Annotated in this window: 13 protein-coding genes; 6 read left to right on the forward strand and 7 right to left on the reverse strand. The window is 46.1% G+C overall.

Annotated elements, in window-relative coordinates:
* Nucleotides 1-9: 9 nt before the first annotated feature.
* Genes lptC through ICV39_RS03785 form a run of 3 tightly spaced genes read right to left on the reverse strand, consistent with a single transcriptional unit; the run spans nucleotide 10 to nucleotide 2,254 of the window.
* Nucleotides 10-651, reverse strand: a complete 642-nt coding sequence (gene lptC / locus ICV39_RS03775; protein WP_215390545.1) for an LPS export ABC transporter periplasmic protein LptC — start codon at nucleotides 649-651, stop codon at nucleotides 10-12.
* A 17-nt stretch (nucleotides 652-668) separates the two neighbouring features.
* Nucleotides 669-1,241: an HAD family hydrolase gene (locus tag ICV39_RS03780; protein ID WP_215390546.1), complete on the reverse strand. Its 573-nt coding sequence runs from the start codon at nucleotides 1,239-1,241 to the stop codon at nucleotides 669-671.
* Nucleotides 1,242-1,261: 20 nt separating this feature from the next.
* On the reverse strand, nucleotides 1,262-2,254 hold the full coding sequence (locus ICV39_RS03785; protein ID WP_215390547.1) for an SIS domain-containing protein: 993 nt from the start codon (nucleotides 2,252-2,254) through the stop codon (nucleotides 1,262-1,264).
* Nucleotides 2,255-2,265: 11 nt separating this feature from the next.
* Between ICV39_RS03785 and ICV39_RS03790 the strand changes: the two genes are divergently transcribed.
* Entirely contained in the window at nucleotides 2,266-4,248 is a 1,983-nt protein-coding gene (locus tag ICV39_RS03790; RefSeq protein WP_215390548.1) for a monovalent cation:proton antiporter family protein, read from the forward strand.
* A gap of 35 nt (nucleotides 4,249-4,283) precedes the next feature.
* On the opposite strand, the gene uvrA is transcribed toward ICV39_RS03790, so the two are convergent.
* Nucleotides 4,284-7,184 (reverse strand): excinuclease ABC subunit UvrA, encoded by a 2,901-nt coding sequence (gene uvrA, locus ICV39_RS03795; RefSeq protein WP_215390549.1) that lies wholly within the window; start codon nucleotides 7,182-7,184, stop codon nucleotides 4,284-4,286.
* Nucleotides 7,185-7,221: 37 nt separating this feature from the next.
* Here uvrA and ICV39_RS03800 point away from each other — a divergent pair, with 37 nt between their 5' ends.
* Both ICV39_RS03800 and ssb read left to right on the forward strand, forming a co-directional pair.
* The gene (locus tag ICV39_RS03800) at nucleotides 7,222-8,388 is read left to right on the forward strand and encodes an MFS transporter (protein WP_215390550.1); all 1,167 of its coding nucleotides are present in this window, start codon (nucleotides 7,222-7,224) and stop codon (nucleotides 8,386-8,388) included.
* 93 nt (nucleotides 8,389-8,481) lie between these two features.
* Nucleotides 8,482-8,934 (forward strand): single-stranded DNA-binding protein, encoded by a 453-nt coding sequence (ssb, locus tag ICV39_RS03805; protein WP_173956481.1) that lies wholly within the window; start codon nucleotides 8,482-8,484, stop codon nucleotides 8,932-8,934.
* 76 nt (nucleotides 8,935-9,010) lie between these two features.
* Here the strand turns inward: ssb and queF are convergent, their stop codons facing one another.
* Genes queF through ilvA form a run of 3 tightly spaced genes read right to left on the reverse strand, consistent with a single transcriptional unit; the run spans nucleotide 9,011 to nucleotide 12,278 of the window.
* Nucleotides 9,011-9,838: an NADPH-dependent 7-cyano-7-deazaguanine reductase QueF gene (gene queF / locus ICV39_RS03810; RefSeq protein WP_215390551.1), complete on the reverse strand. Its 828-nt coding sequence runs from the start codon at nucleotides 9,836-9,838 to the stop codon at nucleotides 9,011-9,013.
* A 2-nt stretch (nucleotides 9,839-9,840) separates the two neighbouring features.
* On the reverse strand, nucleotides 9,841-10,755 hold the full coding sequence (locus ICV39_RS03815; RefSeq protein ID WP_215390552.1) for a 5'-nucleotidase: 915 nt from the start codon (nucleotides 10,753-10,755) through the stop codon (nucleotides 9,841-9,843).
* Between the two features lie 2 nt (nucleotides 10,756-10,757).
* On the reverse strand, nucleotides 10,758-12,278 hold the full coding sequence (ilvA, locus tag ICV39_RS03820) for a threonine ammonia-lyase, biosynthetic (RefSeq protein WP_215390553.1): 1,521 nt from the start codon (nucleotides 12,276-12,278) through the stop codon (nucleotides 10,758-10,760).
* A 133-nt stretch (nucleotides 12,279-12,411) separates the two neighbouring features.
* Here ilvA and ICV39_RS03825 point away from each other — a divergent pair, with 133 nt between their 5' ends.
* From ICV39_RS03825 to ubiE, 3 genes are read left to right on the forward strand one after another with little or no spacing between them, the layout of a single operon-like run.
* Entirely contained in the window at nucleotides 12,412-16,251 is a 3,840-nt protein-coding gene (locus tag ICV39_RS03825; RefSeq protein WP_215390554.1) for an FAD/FMN-binding oxidoreductase, read from the forward strand.
* Nucleotides 16,251-16,649 carry a gamma-butyrobetaine hydroxylase-like domain-containing protein gene (locus tag ICV39_RS03830; protein WP_215390555.1) on the forward strand — a complete coding sequence of 133 codons (399 nt, stop codon included), beginning with the start codon at nucleotides 16,251-16,253 and terminating at the stop codon, nucleotides 16,647-16,649. The genes ICV39_RS03825 and ICV39_RS03830 overlap by 1 nt, the downstream gene beginning before the upstream one ends.
* Nucleotides 16,649-17,392, forward strand: coding sequence for a bifunctional demethylmenaquinone methyltransferase/2-methoxy-6-polyprenyl-1,4-benzoquinol methylase UbiE (gene ubiE / locus ICV39_RS03835; protein WP_215390556.1), 744 nt, complete (start codon nucleotides 16,649-16,651; stop codon nucleotides 17,390-17,392). Before ICV39_RS03830 ends, ubiE begins: the two co-directional genes overlap by 1 nt.
* The last annotated feature ends 10 nt before the right edge of the window (nucleotides 17,393-17,402 follow it).

Consider the following 17,402-nt stretch of genomic DNA (forward strand, 5'->3'; position numbering starts at 1 on the left):
GCGGGTATTTTATTGGCCATTACGCGGGGCACGCTCAATTCGGCCCTTCACCTGCCCCGACAAAGTCATACTTTGCTGAATATTGTCAAATGTTCCACCATCGGTAGAGTGCATCACTGACATACCTTGTTCAAGCGTAATAGGTTTATCGGTTTGAACGATGTCATCGTTAATTAAGACTTTGAAATAGCTAGACGAGGCTAGCATCCTCAAGGTCGCTGGCTCAGTGGCTGTGGCTGACTGAGGCGGTCTGTAGATCGATGCGTTATCAAATAGCTCCAAAATCGTTAGGTCGCCATCCAAATGCCCAGTATTTGATCTAACAGTAACGGGCGCTTTATCTGGCTGAAAGAGCCGCATGCGAGGCAAATCAATATCGATTGAAGCATCGTCATCGTAGTGAGTGACTTTATTTCCTAGAATGCGGTACTTGGTATTACCCTGCTCATTTAACGCTGAGAGCGTGCCATTTTGAATAACGTAATCAGGTTCGTGAAGGCGTACCCGCTCTAGCTTAGAGTGTTCAGGCGGGGTATTTTTTTGTACCAACCAGAATGTAACTAAAGTTAGTAAACCCATGAGTATCAACGGCATTAGTCGCAATAAGGTACGACCAATACTAAATTTGATTTGTTGAGAATTGAGTTGCATTGCCAAATTCAATAATCTCAGTTGCGGGCTTTGTTGAGTAATTCGTCGTAGCGATTCTGAGCTTTTAGAATCAAATCACATGCCTCTCTTACCGCGCTATTGCCGCCAGTACGCAAAGTGACAAAATGCGCGAATTCTTTCACTGCTTCATGGGCCTGGGCTGGAGCAATGCGCAGGCCTGCTTGCTTCATCATGGCTAAATCTGGCCAATCATCACCCATGACTGCGCAATCGCTCGCCTTGAGTCCAAGCGACTTGAATACTTCCTCTAAGGCAAGCGCTTTATTTTCAACGCCCATATGTACATGCTTGATGCCAAGCTCGTCACAACGAGCCAAAACCATTTTTGAGTTTCTGCCGGTAATGATCGCGGTAGCGATACCGCATTGATCTAGTAATTTGATGCCCAGACCATCCTGAATGTCGAATGCTTTTAGGGATTCTTTTCCTTCGGCGCTAATCCAAACTTGGCCATTTGTTAACACCCCATCTACGTCCAAAACCAATAACTTAATTTTGCTGGCACGTTCCCAGGCTTGCGGGTAGCTCGATAGAGGGTTTGTATTGTGAGTGTTAAAAGCGCTCGGCATGGAATTGAATAGATAACTCGTTAAATAACTTTGGCTGCAAAAAGATCGTGCAAGTTCAGTGCGCCCAGTAAAACTCCAGCTTTATCTGTGACCACTAAATGATTTATGCGATGCTTTTCCATCATCTCAATCGCTTCCTCTGCCAATAGCTCAGGCGGAATAGTTCGGGGGCTGGAGGTCGTAGCGCTTTTAAGGGTGATGTTGCTGAGATTGGTATTTTTCTCGAGTAAACGACGCAAATCTCCATCAGTCAAAATGCCAAATACTTTGTTGCCCTCATCTAGTGTGACGACCATACCCATGCGTTTCGCGGTCATCTCTAATAAAGCCTCTTGCAAAGAGGCTTGAATTGAAATTTTTGGAGTGTCATCAAAGCTTCTCATCACTTCGCTGACATGCATTAATTGTTTGCGACCTAAGCGGCCGCCAGGATGCGAACGTTGAAAGTCTTCGGCTTGAAAGCCGCGAGCATCAAGTAGGGCAACTGCGAGCGCATCACCCATGGCGAGCGCAGCGGTAGTGCTGGTGGTTGGTGCCAGGTTAAGTGGACACGCTTCTTTTTCTACGCTGGTGTCTAAATGTGCATCTGCTAATTTAGCGAGAGACGAATTCGGTGCACCAGTTAGTGCGATTAATTTGGCACCAGTGCGCTTGACTATTGGAACAATAGTTAGCAACTCATCTGTCTCGCCAGAATTGGATAGAGCTACAAAAACATCTTCACGAGTCACCATACCCAAATCGCCATGGCTAGCTTCAGCAGGGTGTACAAAAAAAGCAGGGGATCCTGTTGAGGCAAATGTAGCGGCAATTTTGCGGGCAATATGCCCCGATTTGCCAATGCCAGACACTACGATTCTGCCTTTGCATCCATGTAGTAATTCCACTGCATGAATCAAGGCATCTGCATTTTGGCCCTCAAGGCGATCACGCATTGTTTGCAGTGCAGCAGCCTCAATAGTGAGGGTATCGCGGGCAAGCTTTAGGGTACGTTCACGAGTCTTAGCTATCATCGAGTAAGTATATGCCGTCAGTCCTTCAATTAACTCTCATTCTCTTAGCCTCGGGTGTGGCTGGAGTAGTTATTTTCCGCTATTTTGGCTTACCCCCTATTTTGGGCTATTTAGCCATTGGAGTGCTGATTGGGCCTAATGCCTTGGGTTTGGCAAGTGATTCCGCCACAGTGAAGTATTTGGCTGAGTTTGGGGTTGTTTTCTTAATGTTCTCAATTGGCCTGGAATTTAATCTGCATAAGCTCAGGTCAATGCGTAACATCGTATTTGGCTTGGGTGGTAGCCAAGTTATTTTGACAATGGTGCTGGCAGTGCCCGCTAGCTTATTGATGAATTGGATTTATCCGATTTCATGGCAGGCTGCAATTGCGTTGGGCGGAGCGCTGGCAATGTCATCTACTGCCATTGTTACCAAACTGATTTCTGATCGCGCTGAGTTGGAGGCAGAGCACGGCCGCAATGTCGTCGGCATTTTGCTTTTCCAAGATTTGGCTGTGGTCTTCTTGTTGATCTTGTTGCCATCTTTAGGAAAAAACCCTAAAGACCTTTTTGTGGCGCTGACGACTGCCTCTATCAAAATCACCGTTGCTCTGACGCTGATTTTCTTTATTGGCCAATCTTTAATGAGTCATTGGTTTAGATTGGTCGCAAAGTTACGCTCACAAGAATTATTCATGCTCAATCTGTTATTGATTGTGCTTGGAATGGCCGGTCTGACAGAGCATTTCGGTTTATCACTGGCGCTCGGAGCATTCTTGGCGGGCATGTTAATTTCTGAAACACCTTATCGCCATCAGGTTGAGGAAGATGTCAAACCCTTCCGCGATGTTTTGCTAGGACTATTCTTTATTACGATCGGCATGTTGCTCGACTTCAATGTTATTCGAGAGCAATGGATGTTAGTAGTAGCTTTATTAGTTGGCCCCTTGATATTTAAGTTCGGGCTCATTGCTTTGCTTTCTAAGGCCTTTGGCTCCAGCACTGGCATCTCAATACGGACTGGACTTTGTCTGGCTCAAGCAGGTGAGTTTGGTTTTGTGCTTCTTACACAGATTGATGGCTTAGATTTGATTGATCCAACCTTAAGTCAAGCCGTTCTTGCTGCAATGCTGCTCTCGATGTTTTGCGCGCCATTCTTAGTTGAGTACAGCGACCGGATTGCAATGCGCTTCTCAAGTAATGAGTGGCTCTTGCAATCACTTGCATTAACTCGCGTTGCGGCTAAAAGTGTTCGCAATGAAAATCACGTGATCATTTGTGGTTTTGGTCGTTCTGGACAAAGTTTGGCTCGCATGCTTGATCAGGAAAAAATTCCATACATTGCTTTAGATTTGGATCCTGATCGCGTGAAGGAAGCTGCTGCCGCTGGCGATAACGTTGTGTATGGCGATGCTAGTCGCGAAAATTATTTAGTAGCTGCTGGTCTTTCAAGGGCGAAAACTGTCGTTATCACATACGCAGATACTGCTGCAAGCTTAAGAGTTTTGCGTCAGGTTGAGCATTTACGCCCTGGTATGACAGTGCTAGTGCGCACTAAAGATGATGCTGATATTGCTAAGCTACAAGCAGCAGGCGCGACTGAAGTAGTGCCCGAATTAATTGAGGGCAGCTTGATGATTGCATCACACGTCTTGCTCATTATGGGTGTGCCCATGCGCAAGGTGGTGAGACGCATTACGACTGCGCGTGAAGAGCGTTACAGTTTATTAAGGGGTTATTTTCGGGGCGCGAGTGATGATGATTTTGGTTCGAATGAGTCTTGGCGCTTGCACTCCATTACTTTGCTACCAAATTCCCAGGCTGTGGGCAAAACGCTGACCGATCTTCATCTAGAAAATGAGGGCGTTAGTGTCCAAGCGGTTCGTCGTAAGGGGCGCAATGCTGACTACAGTAAGTTAGCGCTTGCTCCAGACTTGCTACTTCAGGCAAACGATATCCTGGTTATCTCTGGCAACCCAGAGGCAATTGATTTAGCAGAAGCTAAGTTACTGTGAATGCCTACCTATTAAGTAGATAGCTAATTCGCTATCTACTTTTTCTTTTTGGCGGCGCTTGTACTTGTGCTTATTTTCCGAGTTAAGAGAGGTGCCAGATAATGCCCGGTAAAACTCACTTCATTCTTGGCAACTTCTTCAGGCGTGCCGGTCGCAATAATCTGTCCACCACCAGCACCGCCTTTAGGGCCTAAATCAATAATCCAATCAGCAGTCTTAATGACATCAAGATTGTGTTCAATGATGACGATCGTATTGCCTTGTTTCTTGAGTGTTTGGATGACGGTTAATAGTAGTTGAATATCGTGGAAATGTAAGCCTGTAGTGGGCTCATCCAGGATATAGAGCGTTCTTCCAGTATCGCGTTTGGAAAGTTCTAGCGAAAGCTTTACGCGTTGCGCTTCACCACCTGATAGAGTCGTTGCGCTTTGGCCAAGTTGCACGTAACCCAAACCAACGTCCAAAAGTGTTTTGAGTTTGCGTTTAACCACAGGTACTGCTTCAAAGAATTCATGAGCTTGCTCAATCGTCATTGAAAGTACTTCGTGAATATTTTTTCCTTTGTAGCGAATGTCTAGTGTTTCACGGTTATAGCGCTTGCCGTGGCATACATCGCACGGTACATACACATCCGGCAAGAAATGCATTTCTACTTTGAGTACGCCATCGCCTTCACAGGCGTCACAACGTCCACCTTTGACGTTAAAGGAGAAGCGGCCAGCTTCGTAACCACGTTCACGTGCAGCAGGAACTCCTGCAAACAGTTCGCGAATGGGTGTGAAAAGACCAGTATAGGTGGCGGGGTTGGAGCGCGGCGTACGGCCAATCGGAGACTGATCTACGCTAATGACTTTGTCAAAGTGTTCTAAGCCCTTGATGGCATCGTGCGCAGCTGGCTCAGCATTTGAGCCATATAAATGCTGTGCAACAGCATGATGAAGGGTGTCATTGATCAAGGTTGATTTACCCGAACCTGAGACGCCAGTCACGCAAGTTAGTAGTCCTACGGGAATCTTCGCATGCACGGATTGCAAATTATTTCCGCGCGCACCAATGATTTCTAAGAAACGATCATTTACAGGAATGCGTTTTTCTGGAACTTCAATTGCTTCACGTCCAGCAAGGTAGGCACCAGTTAGAGATTTAGCATCTGCTTCAACTTCCGCAGGTGTGCCTTGCGAAACAATTTCGCCGCCATGAACGCCGGCACCGGGACCAATATCGATTACCCAATCTGATGCGCGAATCATGTCTTCATCATGTTCTACAACTAAAACACTATTGCCCAAGTCACGCAAATGCTTGAGTGTGCCAATTAGCCGATCGTTATCGCGCTGGTGCAATCCAATTGAGGGCTCGTCTAATACATACATCACACCTGTTAATCCAGAGCCAATTTGGCTTGCAAGACGAATACGCTGGGCTTCGCCGCCTGAGAGCGTGTCTGCGCTGCGTTCAAGTGAAAGATAGTCCAGGCCCACATCGTTTAAGAAGCGCAGACGAGCACTGATTTCTTTAACAATCTTGTCAGCAATTTCCTTTTTAGCGCCCTTAAGCTCAAGAGTCTCAAAATATTCTTTCGCATCTTTTAATGGGAGTGCGCTGATTTCATAAATAGCACGTGATTGTTTTTTCTCGCCGACTCGAACGAAACGCGCTTCTTTGCGTAAACGACTGCCACTACATTCAGGACAGGTTTGAATATTTTGGTAACGAGCGAGCTCTTCACGCACGGTGACAGAATCTGTTTCGCGATAGCGACGTTCAAAGTTGGCAACGATGCCTTCAAACGCGTGCTCACGGATGGTATTTTTTCCACGCTCGTTGATGTACTCGAATGGTATGGTGACATCACCAGATCCCAATAAGATCAGATCTTGCTGTTTCTTAGATAGAGACTCAAAAGGCTTTTCAACATCAAAGCCACCATGTTTTGCAAGGGTTTGCAGTAACTTGAAATAAAACTGATTACGTCGATCCCAGCCTTTAATGGCGCCAGAAGCTAGCGATAAATCAGGATGCGCAACGATACGTTTTGGATCAAAGAAAGATTGATGTCCAAGTCCGTCGCATGAGGGGCAGGCACCCATCGGGTTGTTGAAAGAAAAAAGACGTGGCTCGAGTTCTTGTAAAGAATATGAACAAACTGGACAGGCAAATTTGCTGGAGAAAATCATCTCCTTGCCAGTGTCCATATCGACAATCATGGCTTTGCCGTCCGCTAAGCGCAGAGCAGTCTCAAATGATTCAGCAAGGCGTTGCTGAATATCAGGTCGAACTTTAATGCGGTCTACTACAACCTCAATAGAGTGTTTATCGTTTTTCTTGAGCGTTGGTAATTGATCTACTTCAAAGATTTCTGCTTTAGCGGCATTTGCAGTGCCTCCGCCAGAGCGCACCCGAAAGCGCACAAAGCCTTGCGCTTGGAGATCTTGGAAAAAATCAACAAACTCACCTTTACGCTCACTAACAACAGGAGCAAGAATCATGAGCTTGGTATCTTCTGGCATTGCTAATACCGTATCTACCATTTGAGAAACGCTTTGCGCTTCCAGTGGAAGATCGTGTTCTGGGCAATGCGGTGTTCCTGCGCGAGCAAATAAGAGACGCAGGTAATCATGAATTTCCGTTACGGTGCCAACGGTAGAGCGTGGATTATGACTAGTCGCTTTTTGCTCAATTGAGATTGCTGGAGATAAACCTTCGATCGTATCTACATCGGGTTTTTCCATTAATTGCAAAAATTGACGAGCATAGGCTGATAATGACTCTACATAACGTCTTTGACCCTCTGCGTAGAGTGTGTCAAAAGCAAGTGAACTTTTCCCGGAACCGGATAGGCCTGTTAAGACGACCAGTTTCTCTCTAGGAATGTCCAGATTGATATTTTTGAGGTTGTGGGTGCGGGCACCGCGGATCTTGATTTCGTTATTCATGATTTTTTAGCGTAACTTGTTAATATAGCTCTTTCCCATGAATCCTTCTGAACTTCGCTCCACTCTCGCTTTAGCAGGCATATTTGGCTTGCGAATGCTGGGCCTTTTCTTGCTATTGCCGGTCTTTAGCATTCACGCACGGGGTTTGCCGGGTGGTGAGCACGCCCTTTGGGTTGGCTTAACCCTAGGTATTTTCAATATCGTTCAGGCCTGCTTTTACATCCCCTTGGGTCGTCTTTCTGACCGCATTGGACGAAAGCCAGTAGTGCTTTGGGGTCTTTCCTTGTTTGTGGCTGGGGCATTAATTTGTGCTGCCCAAGATGATTTGCTTTGGATTGCAATCGGTCGCGGAGTTATGGGAGCAGGTGCGGTATCGGCCGCCATTTCTGCATGGGTTGCTGATCTTACACGTGAACAAGTGCGCACCCGAGCAATGGCTTTGGTTGGAGGAAGTATCGCCCTCTCTTTTGCTCTGTCTTTGGTGATTGCTGCTCCGATATATCGCCTCATTAGTCTGAGTGGAATTTTTATTGTCTTGGCAATCTTGGGTGTTGCTGCAATGCTAGTGACGCACTTTGTATTGCCTAGTAACAAGCCCGAAGTGAATGTTCAGCAAGCCTCATTAAGAGAGGTCTTTTTGCGTCCTGAGCTAATGCGCCTCAATTTGGGCGTCTTTGTTCTGCATGCGACACAGGTAGCGATGTTTTTAGTTGTACCTCGTTTATTGGTGCAAGCAGGGTTACCTCTGGCATCGCATTGGGAAATTTATTTGCCTGTAGTGTTGTTGTCATTCTTCTTCATGGCACCCATTTTAATTTTTGGTGAGAAGAAACAAAAATTGCGCACCATTATGTTATTGGCAATCGTGTTGTTATTGACCGCTGAATTTTTATTCACCAATACATCCTCAGTAATCTCGATTGCTATTGCGCTCTTAATCTACTTTGTAGGATTTAATTTATTAGAAGCTTTGCAGCCTTCATTGGTATCGCGTTTCGCTAAAGAATCTAAAGGTACTGCGCTAGGTGTTTACAACACCACCCAGTCTATTGGTTTGTTTTCTGGGGCTGCTGTAGGGGGTTATTTAATGGATAGCCATGGTGATTTATCGGTCTTTGTGATGGGTGCTGCACTCCTAGTATGCTGGCTTATAATTGCTTGGTCGATGGGCGAAATGCCACTGAAATCAAAAAATTCAAAGTAATTCGCAACAAGGACACAGCCGTAGCTTTATCGATTTTTATTAAGGCAAATTTTTTAAGTAGCAATAACAGTAGTATTTTCTTCGGGAGACAACATGGCTTCGGTAAATAAGGTCATCATCGTAGGTAACGTTGGACGCGATCCAGAAACGCGTTATATGCCAAGCGGCGACGCAGTTACCAATATTTCAGTAGCAACATCAGATCGCTACAAAGATAAGCAAACAGGTGAAATGAAAGAAACCACGGAATGGCATCGTGTTGCATTCTTTGGAAAGCTTGCAGAGATCGCAGGTCAATATCTTAAAAAAGGTTCGCAAGTGTACGTAGAAGGTCGTTTACGTACTCGTAAATGGACTGATGCGAGTGGTCAAGAAAAATATTCAACAGAAATCGTTGCTGAAACCATGCAAATGCTTGGTGGTAAGCCAGTTGGCGGTGGCGATAGCGGTGAGAGCTATAGCCGCTCTAAGTCTGCTGAGCAGCCAGCCCCAGCGGCCTCTAATGCTGCCTCATTAGGCGCGATGGACGACGATATTCCGTTTTAAGTGGTAACCAATCAGTCATCAAGTGATTGGTGGCTAATAAGAAAAGCCCCTCTAGAAGTTCTGAGGGGCTTTTTATTTATTGCCGAGTATGACGAATGTTGTCTGGCCAAGGCGAGTTGTGATCGGTTCTAAATGGATTGATATCTAAACCACCGCGACGTGTATAGCGTGCGTACACGGATAATTTTTCTGGTTTGCAATGCCGCTTGATATCAGTAAAGATTGTTTCTACGCAGTGCTCATGAAATTCACCTAATTGTCTAAAGCCAATCAGGTAACGCAACAATCCTTCTTCAAGAATGGGGCGTCCTTGATATCGAATTTGGACGCTAGCCCAATCTGGCTGACCGGTAACAGGGCAGTTCGATTTCAGCAAATGAGAAACCAGGCATTGCTCGATGGGGCCAAAAGACTCGTTGACACTCAATAAGCTTGGGTCTGCTGGCATGGTTGGATCTACTTCAATATCCAGCCTGTCCAACAGAACGCCACCCATTTCTTGCATACCTTTTTTAGCTAGGGTTTCAGTGGCTTGAATGCGTGTTGTGATCTTGCTCCCCGCAACAGCGGACAGATCTTTAATAAGTAATTCACGAATTTCGCTTTCATCTTCAAAGCGCGCATTGTTTAGGCTGTTGAGATAAAGCTTGAAAGACTTTGACTCAATCATATTGGGGGAGTCGGCTGGAATCTGAAATTCAGCGAGGGCGATTTGAGGCTTCCCTTTTTTATTAAGCCAGCTGAGTTCAAAAGCATTCCAAATATCAACGCCAACGAATGGTAGTGCTTGACCTTCTTTTAATCCAAGCTTGGCGCGATTCTCGGCTCTAGGTATCGGAAATAGTAAGCTTGGATCATATTGATCTGGATATTGGGTTGTTTGTCCAAGTGAGAGTGTTGCCATAGTTACTTTTGGTTTTTTGGCTGATTAGACACACCTGATACTACGTGGCCTGTCGGGGCAACAGACGCCGCGGATTGGCAATGACCCGTTTGATCATCAAAGAAAAAGTCTGGCTCAAATTCTCGAAGAAATTCACTCTTAGATAAACCACCCAGAAACATAGCTTCATCCACGTCAATGCCCCATGCCATTAGCGTGCGGATGGCGCGCTCATGCGCGGGTGCTGAACGAGCAGTTACCAAGGCGGTGCGAATGCGCATGCCATTTTCACTAGTCGATCGTTGCAGTCTGTGTAATGCTTCTAGCAAAGGCTTGAAAGGGCCAGGTGGCAAAGGAATATCCACCTTTTTGCTTTCGTGATCGACAAAGGCTTCAAGACCCTTCTTCTGGAAAACTTGCTCCGCTTCATCTGAAAACAGTACTGCATCTCCGTCGAATGCAATCCGAATTTCATTAGGATGCGACTCGGCAATCTTGCTTGATTCTGGGAACACACGTGCCGCTGGGAATCCAGCATCGATAGTCGCTCTCACATCATCTTCATTCGCTGACAAGAAGAGGTTTGCATGCAAAGAGCGTAGGTAATGGTATGGCGGGCGCCCTCTTGTAAATACACCACGCTCAAGATGAAGACCATGATGCTCAGCGGAGCGGAAAACCCGCAAGCCACTGACTGGGTCATTGCGGGAGAGGATTACTACCTCAACGCGTTGTTCCCCCGTTTCATTAAAAGCGAGGAGTTTTTTGACAAGCGGAAAGGCAACCCCAGTTTGCGCTGCTGTAGCTAGGCGCTCAAGCTGAAGCTTCATGTAGGCGCTGTCATCGGTGGATTCGAAGATGCGATTTTCTTCTTCGAAATCAAACAAGGCGCGCGATGAAATCGCGACAACAAGTTTTCCGGTGAGCGTGTACGACATGGTTATTTCAAGAATAAGCGATAAGCAGGATTATTGCTTTCATCCCAGTGTGGATAGCCTAGAGTTGCTAAGAATTTCTGGAATTTCTTCTGCTCATTTTTTGGCACTTGAATGCCCACTAATATGCGCCCATAGTCTGCGCCGTGATTGCGGTAGTGGAACAGGCTAATGTTCCAGTTTGGCGCCATGCTAGTTAAGAATTTCATGAGTGCGCCTGGGCGCTCAGGGAATTCAAAGCGATAAAGCAACTCATCTTTAGCAAGTGCTGAATGACCACCCACCATATGGCGTAAATGAGACTTTGCCAATTCGTCATGAGTGAGATCAATGGTCGCGAATTTCGCTTTACGGAAATGCTTTGCGATTGCATCGCTGTCGCCTGCTTTTTGAGTGCTGATGCCTACAAAAATATGCGCTTCTTTTTGATCGCCAATACGATAGTTAAACTCAGTCACATTGCGCTTACCAAGTAGTTCGCAGAAGCGTTTAAATGAGCCACGCTCTTCAGGAATGGTGACTGCAAATACTGCTTCACGGAATTCGCCCACATCGGCGCGCTCTGCAACAAAGCGGAGGCGACTGAAGTTCATATTAGCGCCACAGGCTACCGCTACTAGCGTTTTTTTCTTAACCCGTTTTTTCTCGACATACTTTTTCATGCCGGCAATCGCTAAGGCGCCTGCAGGCTCAAGGATGCTGCGGGTATCGGTAAAGACGTCATTGATCGCTGCGCAGATTTCATCTGTATCAACAGTGACGATTTCATCGACTACTTTTTTGCAAATACGGAAAGTTTCTTTACCAACCAATTTGACTGCTGTGCCATCTGAAAACAATCCAACATCTTTCATCTCAATGCGTTTATTAGCTTTGAGCGATTGATTCATTGCATCTGAGTCGGATGCTTGAACGCCGATTACTTTTGTTTTTGGGCTAACGGCTTTGACGTATTCGCCAATGCCAGCAATTAATCCACCGCCACCGATCGCGACAAATACAGCATCAATAGGATCTGTGTATTGAGAAAAAATTTCTTGAGCGATAGTGCCTTGACCAGCAATAACATCTGGATCATCAAAAGGATGAACAAAGGTTAGCCCACGTTTTTTCGCTACCAATTCAGAGTGTTTAAAGGCATCACTATAGGATTCGCCATGCAGGATGATTTCTACCCAAGATCCACCCCTAGCTTTGACGGCATCGATTTTGACGCTTGGCGTAGTAACCGGCATCACGATGACAGCCTTGCATTTCATTTTTGAGGCTGCCAAAGCCACCCCTTGAGCGTGATTGCCTGCTGACGCAGCAATAACCCCGCGTTTTAGGGCCTCTGGCGACAAATGTGCCATTTTGTTATAGGCGCCCCGAAGCTTAAATGAGAAAACCGGCTGGTTATCCTCTCTTTTTAGCAAAACTTGGTTGCTCAAACGTTTGCTTAATTCTGGAGCGACCTGAAGCTCAGTTTCTCTTGCTACGTCATAGACGCGAGCCGATAAAATTTTCTTTAAATAATTTGTTGCCATCTGATGAGCGTACCACGGATGGGCTCTAAGCCCTTAGTTTTGCAAGGGTTTATAAGCTTTTGAGCAACTTTCTAGGATTCCTGACAGTATCTGGGTAGCTCAATTAAAATGCATATTTATCAAATATGTCGATATGAACGCACCATTGGCTTTAAACCAGTTGCAGGATTTTGAGGCGGGATCTCCCCGACTTCGCGAAATCCCCTACAACTACACCTCCTTTTCTGATCGTGAGATTGTGATTCGCCTATTAGGTGAGGAGTCATGGCGCGTCTTAAATGATTTGCGTGGAGTTCGCAGAACTGGCCGTTCAGCCCGCATGTTGTTTGAAATTCTTGGTGATATTTGGGTAGTGCAACGCAACCCCTTCTTGCAGGATGACTTGCTTGATAACCCCAATCGCCGTCAGCAATTAATTGACGCCTTGTGGCATCGCTTGGGAGAGGTCAAGAAGCGTAACAATGGTGACTCTGCTGAGCAAGTAGAAGTTTTGCTGAATGCCGCTTATCGCGCCATTGAAAACTTTGAAAATGGTTTTAAAGAAGTCGAGCAAATTCGTAAGCGTGCCCGAAAAGAATTAGGCCGTCACACCGCTAGTGACAATATTTGTTTTGACGGCGTATCTCGCGCCGCGCACGTAACCGATGCGACAGACTGGCGCGTTGAGTTTCCTCTGGTAGTCCTTAAGCCTGATTACGAATCCGAAATTCCTGGCTTAGTAAAAGCCTGTGTGGAGTTGGGTTTAACGATTATTCCGCGCGGAGGAGGCACTGGCTATACGGGTGGCGCGATTCCCTTGTATGCCATGTCCGCAGTGATCAATACGGAGAAGCTGCAGCAGATTGATGGCGTAAAAAGTAAACGCTTGCCAGGTGTTGAGCACGAAGTTTCAACTATTTTCACGGGCGCTGGCGTTGTAACGCGTCGCGTATCTGATGCCGCTGAGCATGCGGGTCTTGTGTTTGCAGTCGACCCAACCTCAGCGGATGCAAGTTGTATCGGTGGCAATATCGCCATGAATGCGGGCGGTAAAAAAGCTGTTCTCTGGGGTACTGCTCTTGATAACTTAGCTAGCTGGCGCATGGTAGACCCCCAAGGCAATTGGCTTGATGTAGAGCGCCTTGAACACAACCTTGGCAAGATTCATGATGTTGAGAAAGTTCGCTTTCAACTGACTTGGTCTGATGGCAATAGTGAGCCTGGCCAACATATTTTGAAGACAGAAATATTAGAGGTAGAAGGGAAGCGTTTCCGTAAAGAAGGCCTCGGTAAAGACGTTACTGATAAGTTCTTAGCTGGCTTACCTGGCGTCCAAAAAGAGGGTTGCGATGGTTTGATTACAAGCGCAACCTGGGTATTGCATCGCATGCCTAAATACATGCGCACTGTCTGCTTAGAGTTTTTCGGTCAAGCCCGTGAAGCAATTCCAAGCATCGTTGAGATTAAGGCTTACTTAGAGACATTAAGCAAGCAAGGCGGTCCAATTTTGGCTGGTCTAGAGCATTTAGATGACCGTTACTTGCGTGCAGTTGGATATTCAACAAAATCCAAGCGCAATAGCTTGCCAAAGATGGTATTGATCGGTGATATCGCGGGTGATGACGAAGAAGCGGTAGCTGCCGCAACTAGTGAAGTGGTCCGCATGGCTAACCTGCGAGTTGGCGAAGGTTTTGTCGCAGTTAGCGCAGAGGCTCGCAAGAAGTTTTGGTTGGATCGCGCACGAACAGCGGCGATTGCTCGTCATACCAATGCATTCAAAATCAATGAAGATGTGGTGATCCCACTTCCTCGAATGGGCGAGTACACGGATGGCATTGATCGAATCAATATCGAACTCTCGCTGAAGAATAAGCTTCAGGTTTTGGATGGTCTCGAAGCCTTCCTAAAAAAGAGTGCGTTGCCATTAGGCAAGAATGAAGAGGATTACGAGATCCCTACGGCTGAGATCCTAGGTGACCGTGTTCAGCAAGCTTTAGAGTTAATTGCAAAAGTGCGGATGCGTTGGTCTGAGTGGCTTGCGCAAATGGATGCTTATTTCCCGCAATTGCAAAACTACAGTCTGCGCGCCTCATGGAAAGAAGAAGTGCGTTCGGAGTTACGCATCATCTTTGGCGGCTTAGCCTTTGAGCCGATTTTGAATGAGCTAGAAGCCATTCATAAAAATATTTTGCGCAAAAGAGTATTTGTTGCCTTACATATGCATGCCGGCGATGGCAATGTGCATACCAATATTCCGGTGAACTCAGATGACTACGAGATGTTGCAAGATGCGCATCGTGCTGTAGATCGCATCATGAAGTTAGCGCGTTCTTTAGATGGCGTGATTTCTGGTGAGCATGGAATTGGTATTACCAAACTAGAGTATCTAACTGAAGCGGAACTGAAAGACTTCCGTAGCTACAAGAACCGTGTGGATCCAGAGGGACGCTTTAATAAAGGCAAACTTATGCCACATGCTGACTTGAGCATGGCCTATACCCCTAGCTTTGGTTTGATGGGGCATGAGTCCATCATCATGCAGCAGAGTGATATTGGCGCAATTGCTGATAGCGTGAAAGATTGCTTGCGCTGTGGAAAGTGCAAACCAGTTTGCTCAACGCATGTGCCACGCGCTAACTTGCTCTATAGTCCCCGCGACAAAATTTTGGCTACCTCATTATTAATTGAAGCTTTCCTGTACGAAGAACAAACGCGTCGCGGCGTTTCGATTCGACATTGGGAAATGTTTGATGATGTTGCTGCGCACTGTACCGTGTGCCATAAGTGCTTGACGCCTTGTCCTGTCAAAATTGACTTCGGTGATGTCACCATGAATATGCGTAACTTATTGCGCAAAATGGGGCAACAGCGTTTCAATCCTGGTACAGCGGCATCGATGTTCTTCTTGAATGCAACGAGCCCTGACACCATTCACCTTGCTCGCAAGACCATGATTGGCTGGGGTTACAAATTACAGCGCTTTGGTAATGATGTATTGCGCAAGTTCGCTAAACGGCAAACAGCGCATCCACCAGCTACTGTTGGTAAACCAAGCGTGAAAGAGCAAGTCATCTTTTTTGTAAATAAAAAGATGCCGGGTAATTTGCCTAAGAAGACTGCGCGTGCTTTGTTGGATATCGAAGATGCGAACTATGTGCCCATCATTCGGGATCCGAAGATCACTTCTGCAGATAGTGAGGCTGTGTTCTATTTCCCTGGCTGCGGATCTGAACGTCTGTTTTCTCAGGTTGGCTTAGCAACCCAAGCCATGCTTTGGAACGTCGGCGTGCAAACCGTATTGCCTCCAGGCTATCTCTGCTGTGGTTACCCACAACGTGGCAATGGCGATTTTGATAAAGCCGAGAAGATGATTACTGATAATCGCGTGCTGTTTCATCGCGTTGCCAATACCCTGAACTACCTCGATATCAAAACAGTCGTAGTTTCTTGTGGAACTTGTTATGACCAGTTAGCTGGTTATCAGTTTGAACAGATCTTCCCGGGCTGCCGCATTATTGATATCCATGAGTATCTGATGGAGAAGGGTGTGAAGCTGTCGGGTGTGACTGGTGTGAAGTATATGTATCACGATCCTTGTCATTCCCCTATGAAGTTACAAGATCCTTTGAAGACGGTTAACGAATTGATTCAATTAGAAGACGGTAAAGCGATTGCAAAGAACGATCGTTGCTGTGGTGAATCTGGAACTTTGGCGGTCACTCGCCCAGATATTTCTACTCAAGTTCGTTTCCGTAAGCAAATAGAAATGGAAAAGGGCGCAAATGATTTGCGCAAAGGTAATTTCACGGGCGATGTAAAGGTACTGACAAGCTGCCCATCTTGTTTGCAAGGCCTATCTCGATTTAATGCTGATAGCGATACTACTGCGGATTACATTGTGGTGGAGATGGCACAAAAATTACTTGGCGACAATTGGATGCAAGATTATGTCGCTAAAGCCAACCAAGGTGGTATTGAAAGGGTATTGGTTTAATGATTCCAAGTAATGTGGTGGTGCATCAACAATCCAAGGTGTTGGAGCTTGCCTATGAGGACGGTCAAACTTATCGCTTGCCATTTGAATTATTGAGAGTAGTTTCTCCATCGGCTGAAGTACAAGGCCATGGCCCTGGCCAAGAAACTTTACAGACCGGCAAGCGTGATGTTGTGATTTCCAGTCTTGAGCCTGTTGGCCACTATGCCTTAAAGCCAACCTTTTCTGATGGGCATGATTCTGGTTTGTACTCTTGGGAGTATCTGCGTTTCTTATGCGAAAACCAAGATCAAATATGGAAAGAGCATTTAGATAAATTAGCTGCTGCTGGGCTTGATCGCGATGCCCCAATGGCGACAACAGGTCATTCACATGGCCATTCTTGTGGAAATCACTAATGAGTAAAACCCACTTTGGTTACCAAAGCGTTGATGAGGCAGAAAAAGCTGGCAAGGTAGCAGAGGTTTTTCACTCGGTTGCTAATAAATACGATGTCATGAATGACTTGATGTCATTCGGTTTGCATCGGGTTTGGAAAAAAATTACGATAGCACGCGCTAACGTGCGCCCTGGTCAAAAGATATTGGATATCGCTGGTGGTACGGGCGATCTTGCTGCTGCCTTTGCTAAGGCAACGCAATGGGGCCGCAATTCCGATGCTCAAGTTTGGTTAAGTGATATCAACGCATCAATGCTTGGCGTTGGTCGTGATCGTTTATTGGATCGTGGAATTGCTATACCTTGCGTGCAATTTGATGCGGAGAAAATCCCTTTTCCGAATAATCACTTTGACGTAGTGACTGTGGCATTTGGTTTGCGCAATATGACCCATAAGGAAGTTGCTCTTGGTGAGATGTGCCGAGTGATTAAACCAGGCGGACGTGTTTTGGTATTGGAATTTTCCAAGCCAGATGCGTTTTTACAGCCTGTGTATGACGCTTACTCATTCAAGGTCTTGCCTTGGTTGGGCGAAAAAATTGCACAAGATTCAGAAAGCTATCGCTATTTGGCTGAATCGATTCGCATGCATCCGGATGCGGATACGCTTAAGCAAATGATGTTGGATGTCGGTTTTGATGAGGTAGAAACCCATAGAATGACTGGGGGTATCGTCGCCTTACATATTGGTATTAAATACTGATAGTTGTGTA

This window comes from Polynucleobacter sp. MWH-UH25E, assembly GCF_018687095.1.
In the GTDB taxonomy this organism is placed as follows: Bacteria; Pseudomonadota; Gammaproteobacteria; order Burkholderiales; family Burkholderiaceae; genus Polynucleobacter.

What these genes read in the sequence shown, in the direction of transcription:
- ssb (WP_173956481.1), top strand. Translation starts at nt 8,482, where the DNA reads ATGGCTTCGGTAAATAAGGTCATCATCGTAGGTAACGTTGGACGCGAT.
- queF (WP_215390551.1), bottom strand. Translation starts at nt 9,838, where the DNA reads ATGGCAACACTCTCACTTGGACAAACAACCCAATATCCAGATCAATAT.
- ilvA (WP_215390553.1), bottom strand. Translation starts at nt 12,278, where the DNA reads ATGGCAACAAATTATTTAAAGAAAATTTTATCGGCTCGCGTCTATGAC.
- ubiE (WP_215390556.1), top strand. Translation starts at nt 16,649, where the DNA reads ATGAGTAAAACCCACTTTGGTTACCAAAGCGTTGATGAGGCAGAAAAA.
- lptC (WP_215390545.1), bottom strand. Translation starts at nt 651, where the DNA reads ATGCAACTCAATTCTCAACAAATCAAATTTAGTATTGGTCGTACCTTA.
- ICV39_RS03825 (WP_215390554.1), top strand. Translation starts at nt 12,412, where the DNA reads ATGAACGCACCATTGGCTTTAAACCAGTTGCAGGATTTTGAGGCGGGA.
- ICV39_RS03785 (WP_215390547.1), bottom strand. Translation starts at nt 2,254, where the DNA reads ATGATAGCTAAGACTCGTGAACGTACCCTAAAGCTTGCCCGCGATACC.
- ICV39_RS03790 (WP_215390548.1), top strand. Translation starts at nt 2,266, where the DNA reads ATGCCGTCAGTCCTTCAATTAACTCTCATTCTCTTAGCCTCGGGTGTG.
- ICV39_RS03800 (WP_215390550.1), top strand. Translation starts at nt 7,222, where the DNA reads ATGAATCCTTCTGAACTTCGCTCCACTCTCGCTTTAGCAGGCATATTT.
- ICV39_RS03780 (WP_215390546.1), bottom strand. Translation starts at nt 1,241, where the DNA reads ATGCCGAGCGCTTTTAACACTCACAATACAAACCCTCTATCGAGCTAC.
- ICV39_RS03815 (WP_215390552.1), bottom strand. Translation starts at nt 10,755, where the DNA reads ATGTCGTACACGCTCACCGGAAAACTTGTTGTCGCGATTTCATCGCGC.
- ICV39_RS03830 (WP_215390555.1), top strand. Translation starts at nt 16,251, where the DNA reads ATGATTCCAAGTAATGTGGTGGTGCATCAACAATCCAAGGTGTTGGAG.
- uvrA (WP_215390549.1), bottom strand. Translation starts at nt 7,184, where the DNA reads ATGAATAACGAAATCAAGATCCGCGGTGCCCGCACCCACAACCTCAAA.